The sequence below is a fragment of the Ruminococcus sp. OM04-4AA genome (genome assembly GCF_003462585.1).
Lineage (GTDB): Bacteria > Bacillota > Clostridia > Lachnospirales > Lachnospiraceae > Mediterraneibacter > Mediterraneibacter faecis.
This window is the reverse complement of sequence record NZ_QTZH01000003.1, coordinates 73967-86932: the sequence shown is the minus strand read 5'-3', so window position 1 is coordinate 86932 and position 12966 is coordinate 73967. Positions and strand designations below refer to the sequence as shown.

Genomic DNA, 12966 nt, shown 5'->3' with positions numbered 1-12966 from the left:
TCTGTTGTCTCTGCCTGCAAATGCATCTGCTATTCCATCTCTCTTACTGCTTCATGCAGCGGCTTACGCACTTTCTTTCTCGTCACCTCAGCAAGTCCAAGTGCTGTAATATCAACTAATGTTGTTTGGATCGGATCTTTTGAGAGAAAATATCGGAATTCTTTTAATAAAACTTCCTCGTTCTTCTCCTCATCCTGATTTATAAAATCGATCAGAATAATTCCAGACAGATTTCGAAGACGTATCTGTCTGGCTGTTTCCTTCGCTGCTTCCAGATTCATCTTCAATGTAGACTCATCATCACCCTTTTTACGGACGTTTTTCCCGGAATTTACGTCTATCACGGTAAGTGCCTCTGTCACCTGGATCACCAGATATCCTCCATGTTTCAGCCAGACTCTTTCTGACAAGGCATGTTCAACCGCTGTTTCTGTACTATAAATCTTTCCAAGTGGATAACCACTGTCATCATGGAAATGGACCAGTTCCAGATTCTCCGGCATTTCTTTCTTGAAATAACTACAAATCTTTTCATAGATTTCTTTATCATTCACAAGAATTTCTTCCATGCCATCCATATAGACATTTTTCAGATCTGTAATATAGGACGGCGGAGCAGATTTCAGGCATGAGAAACACACTCTGGAAGCAGCATATTTTAAAAGATGTTCATATTCCGCTTTCAGCTGTTCAATCTCTGTAAGAACATCCTCGAATGCAGCATCTTTCGCATTTGTTCTGATAATAAGACCATACTGATCATTCTGATATTCCTGAAGGCGCTCCTTATAGGCTTCTCTGTCCTTTTTCGCAATTTTGGAAGACACACCGATTCTTGTGTTCCCATGCGTCAAAACAGCATATCTGCCTGTCAGGCTGAGATTTCCGGTCACAGTCGGCACCTTTGTCTTTACAGCTTCCCTGCTGATCTGAACTACCAGTTCATCACCGATGCAAAGTGGCTTCTTCCCAATCTTATGCGTAAAAAATGCATTCTGTGCATCTCTTAAATCAAAATAACAATTAACGCCCGGCTCAATCTCAAGAAAAGCGGCTCCTATATTCTGTACAATATTCTGCACTTTGGCGACATATATATCGCCAATCTGATGCACCTTTTCCTGTTCGTCGGACTTTGTACAGTGAATCTCAGCAATCTGATCCTCTTCCAGAAAAAAGGTCCACACATGATTTTCTTTTTTCTCTATCAAAACTTTTCGTTTCATCTGTTTCTTCTCATTCCTCATCGCCTGTCATATCAACACCCATTGCCTCTAATGGAATCAGGGATCCATCTTCACTGCGATCTGTATACATTTCCAGTCTGTGATGCTGGAATTTCACGCTGTCCGGTTCAATTCCAAGAAACTGACAAAATGCTTCCATCACAAGATCCGGTTTCAGATTCTCTACACTTCCTGCTGCCACTTTCAGGTAAACAGAATCGCCTCGCAGTTCCCATGCATAGATCAATGGTTTAATGTCAACTTCCTTCTCGCTTCGTTTTGTCTGCTTTACGATTCGGATCTCCGGCTGTTCCATAAATTCTGAAAATCGTTCTTTCCAACCCTCCGGAAATGCTCCCTTTCTCACAGATGTCAGATAATCTGCTCCTGCAAGGATTGTCATTCCGGTCATCTTCTTCTCCTCAGCAATTCTACGGATGCTTACGATCTCGATTCCTTCAATCTGACATGCTTCATTCATCCTTCTCACAGCATCTGCACTGTTGACAGCTTCCGTCAATTCAATATCAAAATATTCTCCGTCACTTGTTAGTCCGATTCCAAGCGGGTTAGCAAATGACATAATCATATGCGGACTATATCCTCCTGAAAATGCAATCGGAATATCCGCGCGACGCATCACTTTCTGGAAGAAACGCATCACATCAAGATGTCCGATGAATCGGAGAGAACCATATTTTCTAAATTTAATTCTTGCCTTCATAACAGACACCTCCTCCAAATTTCGCTGCGCCACATCCGGAACACTGCATACGGCAGTTCGGAGTTACTTTTTCTTCCATTGCACGATCCCATTCTCTGCGCAGGAACTTTCTTGTCACACCGATATCGATGAAATCCCACGGGAACAATTCATCTTCTCCACGCTCACGCAGATTGTAAAAATCAATATCAACACCCGTGTTCTCAAATGCCTGCATCCAAAGTTCATTGTGGAAACTCTCTGTCCAGGAATCAAACAGACATCCTAGACGATATGCCTCCTCGATCGCCTTGCTGATCTTACGGTCACCTCTGGCCATAATACCTTCCAGAACCGTAACTTTCGCATCATGCCAGTTATATTTCAGACTCTTACGGTTTAACTGTTCTTTAAATTCATCATTCACAAGATGTGCACGTCTCATATATTCTTCCGCCTTGCACATCGGAGCCCACTGGAACGGTGTGAACGGCTTCGGTACAAAGAAAGAAGAACTTGCCGTGATCTGACATTTTCCATGTCTCTGATCTTTTGGAATCTCATAATATCTGCGGGCAACCTTTTCTGCCAGATGCGCGATTTCCTTCATATCTTCCTCAGTCTCAGTCGGAAGTCCAAGCATAAAGTAAAGTTTTACCTTCGTCCAGCCACCTTCGAAAGCCTCGCCTGCTCCGTTTAAGATCACTTCTTCTGTCAGACCTTTATTGATCACGTCACGCATTCTCTGTGATCCGGCTTCCGGTGCAAATGTCAGACTGCTCTTGCGGATATCCTGAACCTTACTCATTACATCAAGAGAGAAGGCATCGATTCGAAGAGACGGAAGAGAAATATTAATTCCCTTATTCTTAAACTCATCGATCAGATATGTTACCAGTTCTTTCAATTCAGAATAATCACTGGAACTTAATGAACTAAGAGAAATCTCCTCATGACCGGTATTCTGCAACATATCATGCGCATACTGTTTCAATCGCTCAACATTTCTTTCTCTGACCGGACGGTAAAGCATTCCCGCCTGGCAGAAACGACACCCACGGATACATCCTCTCTGGATCTCAAGAACAACTCTGTCCTGTGTTACTTTAATAAAAGGAACAACCGGTTTCATCGGATACGGTGCATCTGTTACATCCATAACGATCTGTTTTTTAACTGTTGCCGGTGCATATTCATTATTCGGTGTAAATGATTTCAAAGTACCATCTTCATTATATTCAGCATCGTAAAAAAGCGGTACATACAATCCCTCGATCTGCGCTGCACGTTCTAAGAACTCCCGGCGGCTCTTTCCTGAACCTTTCCATTCCTTATAAGCGTCAAGCAGCTCATCATAAGCTGTCTCTCCTTCTCCGATATAAAAGAGATCAAAGAACTCTGCAATCGGCTCCGGATTGTATGTGCACGGACCACCACCAATCACAAATGGATCGTCTAAAGTTCTGTCCTTTGCATGCAGTGGTATCTGACTCAGATCAAGGATCTGCAGAATGTTCGTATAACACATCTCAAACTGAATTGTGATTCCGAGGAAATCAAAATCCTTGATCGGATCCTGGGACTCCAGTGCAAAAAGCGGAATCTTCTGTTCTCTCATCACTTTATCCAGATCATGCCATGGAGAGTAAACTCTCTCACACCACACATCCTCTCTGCGGTTGAACATATCATAAAGAATCTGAATCCCCAAATGAGACATACCGATCTCATAGACATCCGGGAAACACATCGCAAAACGCACGTCGATGTCTTCCACGTTCTTCATCACCGCATTCACCTCTCCGCCGATATAACGGGCAGGTTTCTCAATTTCTAATAAAATATCATCATCTAATGCTAGTTTTCTCATGGATTTCTCCTTGTATTTTGTACTTATGCATTTATATTACAAAATTGTAAATGCTACTTTTAACATCATATCTTTTGACGATAAAAAAAGCAACCTATTTTCTCTTTTTATGTAATTGTTAACTTGCTAAGCTTGTTGCAGTCATATCTTTCAGACATGTACTCCGGTAGTCGCTCGGTGATATTTTATATCTTTCTTTAAATACTCGGTTAAATGTTCTCTGACTTTCAAATCCACTATCCAGACAAATATTTGTAATAGAATCACTCGTATTTTCCAAACGCTGGCATGCATAGTTCAGCCTTACATCGTTAAGATATTGATTAAAGTTTCTATGGAATGTTTTGGAAAAGAGTCTGGATAAAACATATTTGCTCACCCCCAGATCTTTTGCCATCTCTTCCAGAGAAAACTTCTTCTTAAAATTTGCTGATATATAGGAAACTGTCTGGTAAATAAGATCGTTGCTCCCCACACTGCTCTTTTCTACCAAATTTAATTTTCCTATGCAGCGTGCCAACACAATTTGAAGATATGCCTGTGCAACAGTAATATCCGACTGTTCTGTCTCTAAAATTGCATTTATAACCCTATATACCTCCGGTTCAACCTTTTCCGCTTTGATGATTGGGTATTCAGGAGCCATGGATTGCATGATATCTGCAAATTTGGCTATCGTAAATGGCGATGCAATCAGATAAGTCGCTTTATTTACACCGGGTGTCAGTACCTGATAGTGATGAATAACATCTGGAAATACAAAGCCTATATCTCCTTTTTCCATATGGTATAGTTCCTGTCCGACACCAAGTTCTAATGCTCCACTTGTTACACAAACGATCTCCAGTGCATTATGAAGATGTGGTTCAATATGTTTTGACTTCCTATTTATTGCTATGATCTCCTCTTTTGTGTCAACATATTTTAACTGCATGAAACACTCCCCTTTGCAACGTTTGTCTATATATAGAAAAAAGCACTGTCTCATCGAGCAATGACTAGACAATGCTTTCTCCTGTTAATTTTAATTTATGTCTGATGCATCTGTTACTTCATCTGTAACAATTCCTTTTTCTGCTTTCAGTTTTTTATTTGCATCTTCTACATTCATTCTTGAAAGTACAAACATAATCAATACATCAAAGATTAACGGAAGCCAAAGATACATAAACTGCATCATATCAAGTGCAGACTGCGGCTGAGTTGCATTTGTTCCGATATATCCGCTGAACTCAAGCAGCCATCCAACAACAGCGGTTCCAATACCTCCACCGATTTTTACGCCAAGAGAAGTACAAGAGTACATCGTTCCGTCAATTCTCTTTCCCTGTGTAAGATAAGTGTACTCAGAGCAGGATGCGATAACTGCATTCATATCTCCCTGCCATGGTCCCTGACCTAAGGCTGCAAGAGCTGTAAATGCCATCATCAGCGGAACACTGCCCATATATCCTGCAACAACAACAAGTGCTCTACCGATGACTGCTAAGACATAACCTCTTAAGTTCAGTTTATACATACCTTTCCACTTACCAACTAATGTCGGTGTGAAAATCAGGGCAATGATCAGTGGAATATTTACTGCCCATGCAAATTGTCCAAACAAATTCTTATTTTTCAGTACCCATGTCATGTAATAAATGCCGGCTCCAATCATGGCACCATATAACTGCTGTAAAATATATGTTCCACAAATCATCATGTAATATTTGTTTTTAACAAGAAGCTTGAATGCCTGTACCATTCCGTACTTTTCATTATCATCCTTTACTTCTCCTTCGTTAAGTTCTTCCTCAGGAAGTTCCTTAACAGAAAGTGCTGAAATCGTATTTACGACAAGACCAATGATTGCATAGATAATAGCAACCGTTCTCCATGCTGCAGCATCTCCACCACATTTATCTACAAATCCAACTGTAATTGCCTGAATCAGAAGACTTGTTGAAAACGCAAAAATAAAACGGTAAGATCCCATCTGCACACGCTCTTTGCTGTTCTTTGTAATCAGTGACGTAAGTGCTGAATAAGCAATATTGTTTGCTGTATAAAACACACCATTTAACAGTGTGTAAGAGATAAAGAACCATGCATATTTAGCCGTTGTTCCCAAGCTGACTGGTACTGCAAAACAGCAGATCAGCGTAATGGCACAACCAATATATCCATATAGCATCCAGGGTTTCGCTTTTCCCATTTTACTGTGTGTTTTGTCAATCATTGATCCAAAAAATATATCCGTAAAACCATCAAATAGTTTTGATACGGCAATCAGGGTACCTACGACACCTGCAGCAAGTCCTACCGAGTCCGTCAGATAGACCATCATAAAAGATGTCAGGAACGCATAGACTACATTACCTGCAATATCACCTGATCCGTATCCAATTTTGTTATACCATTTCAAATACTTTTTTTCTTCCATCGAATTTCTTTGCTCCTCATCTTCATCGCACTTAGAATCTCAATATGGCTAACCGTATGATATCTAATTCTGATTTTGTCTGATTGCTCTGTATATCCGGACTTTACATTACAATCAGACTCTCTTTCCTTGTTTACGGGTTACATGAAACCTTATTATCCCTTTACATACGGTATCAGTGTAAACTGAAACCGGAATAATACATCATCAAATCGGTACTGCTCCAATACAACTGGACCACAACTATTAGAACCAATGCCATTTAATGCGTAGTCAACACAGAATACTACACTATCTGATTCTATTAATTCATAATTATGCGTTTTCTCCTCAAGTTCTTCCTGCGTATAATAAGAAGCATTGAATGAGAAGGCATTTTCCGCAGAGACCACAATTCCATACCGGCTGTTGTTAAGCTCTACATATTCACAATCATAATGGCTTCCATTTTCCTGTGGGCGAATATAATCCTCATGCAAATCATCTACATTTGCCTGATACAAACCGTGGCTCGCAGCCTGATGTTTGTCACAATAGCTTTCCTGTGGTCCCATTCCAAAGTATCTTACAGCTGAAAGTTTTTTATCCAGGAACATCCTCACACCAAATCTCGGAAGATCCGGGAATTCATCGTCTTTTGTTACTGCAATATCTGCATCAATCTTTCCAGCAGCTTCTATTTTCCATGTAATCGTCACATCAAGTATCTTCTGTACTGTCTCTGCCACAACGGAAGCATGGCTTGTAATCTTCACACCATGTTTTCCCTGCACAACCTCTGTCGTATAAGCTCTTGTGTAAGCCTTATCATAATGGGCTTTCTTCCATTCAGACTTGATGTACATATCGTTATCTGTTGGAGCTCTCCAAATATTTAATTCCATCGGATGGTTCAAGTATTCCCGCCCTGCGAATTTCATCTCTGTAAAGAGTGCAGTACGTTTGTCTATGGTATAAGCAAATTCACGCCCCTTGATATGAATCTGTGTATCATTTTCATTTACCTGTAATTCAGAGTCCACTACTGTTTTTGGTATCCATTTCTCTGCAAGTTTACATTTTGTATCCTCTTTACTTACCTCAATTTCATCAAATCCAAGAATATGGTCTTCATCCAACAGTGGCAATTCTTTTTTCAGATGGTAAATAAGTTTTAAATAACATTTCCCATTCTCTGGAACATTGATCTTCAGGTTTGTTTTTCCTTCCCCGTGTGGTGCCACAGAAAACTCCGGAAGTATGCCTTTGCTGATCACAAGACCATCCTGTGTCAGCTCATAACTAATCTTCACATAATCTTTCAAGTCATCAAAATCCATGTAGTTATGAAGCACCAGTTCTCCGCTTTCTTTGTTATAGGAAATAACTCTTGCCGGGCGATAAACATTCTTGTATTCCAAAAGTCCTGTATGTACCGTTCTGTCCGGATATACTAATCCATCCATACAGAAGTTGCCATCATGAATTTCTTCGCCATGGTCGCCCCCATAAGCATATATAGTCTTTCCATTCTCAGCAGTTCCATGAGCAATCGCATGGTCACACCATTCCCAGACAAAGCCGCCGCACATTTTATCATTATCCTGAATCATCTGGAAGTAATCTTCAAAATCTCCAGGTCCGTTTCCCATGCTGTGACAGTACTCTACCAAAAGGAAGGGTTTGCTTCCATCTTTATCCAGATATTCCTGAATTTCGGAAAGCGCTGGGTACATCCGGCTATACACATCCAGATTGCTGTAATCATATGTTTCATCATAATTACGGTATCTTGCACTCTCATATTGTGTGATACGGTCTGGATCAAAATTCTTTGTCCATTCCAGTGCTTTTTCAAAGTTGCAGCCATAAGCACTCTCATTTCCCATTGACCACATAACAATACAGAAACGGTTTTTGTCACGTTCCACCATGAGTTTTACTCGATCAACGATTGCCTCTTCCCATACCGGATCATCTGCAATCTTCTCATTCCATCGTTTGAACCGATTGTAATCGGTGTCTTCTTTTCTGTAGATCATAAATGGACCATGAGCTTCAATATCTGCTTCATCTATTACCATGAATCCATACTTGTCACACATTTCATAGAAAAATGGTGCGTTCGGATAGTGGCTGGAACGGATCGCATTAAAATTATGCTGCTTCATTAACGTAAGATCGGTTGTAATCTGTTCCAGATTGATTGTAAATCCAGTAACCGGATCAGAATCATGTCGATTGACACCACGGAATTTAATCTTCTGTCCATTTAAATAAATAACCTGGTCTTTAATCTCTATCTTTCTTAATGCAATGTGATCTACAATTACTTCATTCTCTGTTTCAAGAATCAGTTTATATAGATATGGATTTTCTGTATTCCAAAGTTCCGGACTTGCGATTTCTAATACAGCTGTTCCTTCTTCAGCAATACTTCCTAGTGCTACAACTGCTCCGTTTCTATCTTCAATCGAAATTTTTACATTTAACGGAGAGTAGAATTTCATTTCAATTTCTACTTTCGCAAGCATATCCTCAATTCTTGTTTTAATATGATAATCACTGATTGCCTGTTTTGGGCGTTTCAAAATGTACACATCCCGGAAAATACCACTCATACGGAATTTGTCCTGATCTTCCAAATAGGAACCATCACACCACTTCATGACCAGAACCGCTATGCTGTTCTCTCCGTCCCGAAGGAGGTCGGTGATATCAAACTCACTGGTCATATGAGAAACCTGGCTATACCCTACATAAGAGCCATTGATCCATACATAAAAGCAACTGTCTACTCCTTCAAAATTCAAGAAAGCTTTTGGTGCATTTTCATCTTTGTGATAAACAAAGGTATGTGCATATGTTCCACATGGAATATCCTGTGGTACATACGGTGGATCAAATGGGAACGGATACCTGATGTTTGTATACTGATGTGTGTCATATCCTGCCATCTGCCATACACTCGGAACCTGAATCTCATCAAAATTTTCTGTATCATAATCTTTCTCAAAGAAGGGTTCCTGAACATCATAGATACTGTTAAAATACTGGAACTTCCAAGTTCCGTTCAATAACTGCATTCGGTCTGACTCTTCCCTGTGCTCCACCAGGTTATCCATTCTTTTGGATGCCGGAATAAAATAGGCTCTGGCTGGCATTGTATTTTCATGCAGTACACTTAAATCCTCATAATAACGTGGTACAATCATAAATAACTCTCCTTTAATACATATACATTTTTTTGCACTTTGTTTTTCCACAGCAAACCTTGTCTTTTACTTTTATGTTTACGCTTCTCTGTTTTGCTATATATATCTTATCCTAATCCGCAAAATATGTCTATGGATTGGATTAGACAAAATATGCACTAAATGATACAATAACAAAAAAGGAAAAGAGGTGCTACCATATGTATATGAATACCGGTTATTTAAACCACTCCCATATGGATTTCAAAGACAAAAGTCGCCCGCTGGTTGTAGGAAGTTGCGGTACTTACCGCCTTTCCAGCCATCCAAAGTTACCAACCTACCGTCCAAGGGGACGCCTGGATTATCAGATTATCTATATCACTGCTGGTTGTGGGCATTTTCATTTTGACAATGTGGATAACGAAACGATTGTCCCCGCCGGTAATATTGTACTGTACAGACCGAAGGAACTTCAGAAATATGAATATTATGGAAAAGATAAGACAGAAGTATACTGGATTCATTTTACAGGCAACAATGTAAAAAATATCCTACGGCAATATGGATTCCCGGATAAAGAGCGTGTATTTCAGGTCGGAACCTCTATGGAATACGAACAGATTTTCAAGCGTATTATCATCGAGCTTCAGCGTTGCCAAGATAATTATGAGGAAATGCTTGTCCTTCTGCTCCGTCATCTTCTTATCATCTTTCATCGGGAACTGACCAGGGAACATATCTCGAAAAATGAATACCTGGATCACGAGATGGATAACGCAGTTACCTTTTTCAGTGAAAATTATAACCAGAATATTAGCATAGATGATTATGCTGCCTCACGTGGAATGAGTGTCAGCTGGTTTATCCGAAACTTCAAAAAATACACAGGTTCTACACCAATGCAGTTTATTGTGGGAATCCGAATTAACAATGCCCAGATGTTACTTGAAACAACAACCTATTCCATCAATGAAATTTCTAAAATCGTCGGGTATGATAATCAGCTTTATTTCAGCCGGCTTTTCCACAAGCTGAAAGGATATTCCCCAAGAGAGTACCGAAAGATAAGAAACAAGTTCTAAAATCCACAATATCATAAATCCAGTTTTCCCTCCAAAAGAGGATGCCACGGAATCATCAAATCAACGATTCCATGGCATCCTCTTCTCTCTTTTTGCTATTCTTATTTTACAAACTCAAGGGGAACTCTTTTTCCCCATCTTAGAAGCCTAAGAATGTCAGAACTGTTGAAATACCAGCCATCATGACACCTGCTACAATTCCTTTCAGAGCGGAGTTCATGGTAGATGAATCCTGCTGCTGATAGATGTGGTGTGCTTCAACCACCTCTTTTCAAGGCGCAAAAAAGCACCTTAACCTTATTGGCTAAAGTGCTTGTATTTGTTTGCTATTAAATTGTTGTGAGTCAGACAAACTTGAATCTGTCTATTTCATCCTATCTATCATATTCTTTATTTTCAGTTCTATCTGATTAATTACTTTGATGAAATCTTCGTCTGATTTTCCTGTCGGATCATCCAATCCCCAGTTATCATCAAATGGTCTTCCAATGAACGGGCATCCAACATTACATCCCATAGAAATAGCAATATCTGGCTCTGGTATATCCGAAATCAGCTTTGAATACTGTTCTTTCTCCATATCAATGCCATACATTTCTTTCATAATACGAACTGCATCCTGATTTATTTGTGGCTTCGTTTCCGTTCCAGCAGAATAACTTTCAAATACGTCGGATGCAAAATGCTTTCCCAATGCTTCTGCAACCTGACTTCTGCATGAATTATGGACACAAATGAACGCTACCTTCTTCATACCTATCCCCTAACTTTCTTTAATGCTTTTATCACATCATCCTTACTTAATACTTTCCCCATTGAGACTACTTTATTATCAATAACCAGAGCAGGTGTACTCATAACTCCCATTGCCGCAATCTGGCCAAAATCTGTAACATGGTCAATCTCATCCGTCATGCCAAGCTCACTAAGCGCTTCCTTCACATTCTTCTCCAATGCATTGCATTTATCACAACCGCCACCAAGAACTTTCACATTTGCTCCTGATGAAAGAGTTTCCTTTGCTGCCTCAACGCTTTCTTCATTGCAATTTCCACCACAGCAACAACCTGATTGTTCCTTAACCATTTCCTTTTCGTCCTTTTTCTTTCCAAATAAGCTCATAATTTCAATCTCCTTTTTTCTTTTTCTAAACCAGTAGATACTGAATTGCATTAAAGAAATATCCAACAATAATTATTCCAACTGCACATATTACAATAAAAATTCCTAGTAACTTCGGTTTCACTGCCTTTCTAAGCATAATCATTGACGGTAACGAAAGTGTAGTCACACCCATCATAAAACTTAAGATTGTTCCAAGCTGTGCCCCTTTTGCAAGTAATGCTTCTGCTACTGGTATCGTACCAAAAATATCTGCATACATAGGAATGCCGACCAACGTTGCCAGAATTACACCAAATGGATTATCACTGCCAAGAATCTTTTCTACCCAGCTCTCTGGAATCCAATTGTGAATAACAGCTCCTATTCCGACACCAATCAAAATATATGGAAATACTTTCTTAAAGGTGTCTATAACCTGTTGTTTTGCAAAAGAAAGTCTTTCTTTTTGCGTTGGTTCATCCATATCAATATCGACTGCATTCGCTTTTCGAATAAACGCTTCCACTTCATTCTCCAAATGAAGCTTTTCAATAATTGTTCCACCTATTACCGCAATAACAAGCCCTACAATCACATATATGATAGCAACTTTTGATCCAAAGATACTCATCAGCAAAACCAGACTTCCTAAATCTACCATTGGAGAAGAAATCAGAAAGGAAAATGTCACACCTAATGAAAGTCCTGCACTGGTAAATCCAATAAACAGTGGAATGGACGAGCAAGAACAGAATGGTGTCACCGTACCAAGTAATGCTGCAATACAGTTTGCCCAGATTCCATGAAAACGCCCCATAATCTTCTTACTTCGTTCTGGTGGAAAGTAGCTTTGAATATAGGAAATCATAAAAATCAGGATACAAAGCAATATCGTTATCTTCAAAACATCATATAGGAAAAACTGTACACTTCCACCCATTTTACTTGAAGTATCCAAACCAATTTTCTCAAGAAGATTTCCAATTAATGTACTCATCCATTTCATTCCCAAAATCTGATTTTGAATAAACTCCCGAATCATTATTGACAGCACCCACTTTCCTCTTTACAGCAGGATAATCCTTCAATAAAAGTTTTAAAGGCATTCAAGGTCTCACAATTCAATGAATAATGATGCCATCTACCTTCTTTCCAATCATTCACCAGCCCACATTCATTTAAGATTTTCATATGATGAGAAAGTGTAGGCTGTGTAATCTCAAAAGCCTCCAATAGTTTACAACCACATTTTTCTCCGTCGGAGAGCATTTGGATAATCTGCAATCTATTACTATCTCCCAATGCTTTACAAATAAGTGCTACATCTATTGTATTCATATTGTCCTCCTTTACATAGATAATTGTCTATGTTTCTATTATGCA

At 39.5% G+C, this 12966-nt stretch carries 11 protein-coding genes and 1 pseudogene; 1 reads left to right on the top strand and 11 read right to left on the bottom strand.

The features are described from left to right. Positions 1-29: 29 nt before the first annotated feature. The 6 genes from DXB52_RS02090 to DXB52_RS02065 form a co-directional block, all read right to left on the bottom strand. Positions 30-1226, bottom strand: coding sequence for a ribonuclease E/G (locus tag DXB52_RS02090; RefSeq protein WP_117861631.1), 1197 nt, complete (start codon positions 1224-1226; stop codon positions 30-32). 10 nt (positions 1227-1236) lie between these two features. Next, the gene (locus DXB52_RS02085; protein ID WP_015529189.1) at positions 1237-1950 is read right to left on the bottom strand and encodes a TIGR03936 family radical SAM-associated protein; all 714 of its coding nucleotides are present in this window, start codon (positions 1948-1950) and stop codon (positions 1237-1239) included. Next, positions 1934-3799: a TIGR03960 family B12-binding radical SAM protein gene (locus tag DXB52_RS02080; RefSeq protein ID WP_117960372.1), complete on the bottom strand. Its 1866-nt coding sequence runs from the start codon at positions 3797-3799 to the stop codon at positions 1934-1936. The genes DXB52_RS02085 and DXB52_RS02080 overlap by 17 nt, the downstream gene beginning before the upstream one ends. 118 nt (positions 3800-3917) lie before the next feature. Continuing rightward, on the bottom strand, positions 3918-4733 hold the full coding sequence (locus tag DXB52_RS02075) for a helix-turn-helix transcriptional regulator (RefSeq protein ID WP_117960370.1): 816 nt from the start codon (positions 4731-4733) through the stop codon (positions 3918-3920). 90 nt (positions 4734-4823) lie between these two features. Next, positions 4824-6221: an MFS transporter gene (locus DXB52_RS02070; RefSeq protein ID WP_015529186.1), complete on the bottom strand. Its 1398-nt coding sequence runs from the start codon at positions 6219-6221 to the stop codon at positions 4824-4826. 155 nt (positions 6222-6376) lie between these two features. Next, positions 6377-9415 (bottom strand): glycoside hydrolase family 2 TIM barrel-domain containing protein, encoded by a 3039-nt coding sequence (locus tag DXB52_RS02065; protein WP_117960368.1) that lies wholly within the window; start codon positions 9413-9415, stop codon positions 6377-6379. A gap of 200 nt (positions 9416-9615) precedes the next feature. Between DXB52_RS02065 and DXB52_RS02060 the strand changes: the two genes are divergently transcribed. Next, positions 9616-10479 carry an AraC family transcriptional regulator gene (locus DXB52_RS02060; protein ID WP_022220923.1) on the top strand — a complete coding sequence of 288 codons (864 nt, stop codon included), beginning with the start codon at positions 9616-9618 and terminating at the stop codon, positions 10477-10479. 139 nt (positions 10480-10618) lie between these two features. Here DXB52_RS02060 and DXB52_RS02055 read toward each other — a convergent pair. From DXB52_RS02055 to DXB52_RS02035, 5 genes and pseudogenes are all read right to left on the bottom strand, one after another. Then, positions 10619-10729 (bottom strand): annotated as a pseudogene (locus DXB52_RS02055) (electron transporter RnfA); the annotation flags it as partial. 114 nt (positions 10730-10843) lie between these two features. Beyond that, positions 10844-11233, bottom strand: a complete 390-nt coding sequence (locus DXB52_RS02050) for an arsenate reductase ArsC (protein ID WP_202030722.1) — start codon at positions 11231-11233, stop codon at positions 10844-10846. A 2-nt stretch (positions 11234-11235) separates the two neighbouring features. Continuing rightward, entirely contained in the window at positions 11236-11601 is a 366-nt protein-coding gene (locus tag DXB52_RS02045) for a thioredoxin family protein (protein ID WP_117568210.1), read from the bottom strand. Positions 11602-11626: 25 nt separating this feature from the next. Then, on the bottom strand, positions 11627-12625 hold the full coding sequence (locus tag DXB52_RS02040) for a permease (protein ID WP_181981400.1): 999 nt from the start codon (positions 12623-12625) through the stop codon (positions 11627-11629). Then, complete coding sequence (locus DXB52_RS02035; protein WP_117541312.1) at positions 12625-12921, bottom strand: ArsR/SmtB family transcription factor; 297 nt, start codon at positions 12919-12921, stop codon at positions 12625-12627. The genes DXB52_RS02040 and DXB52_RS02035 overlap by 1 nt, the downstream gene beginning before the upstream one ends. Positions 12922-12966 lie beyond the last annotated feature (45 nt).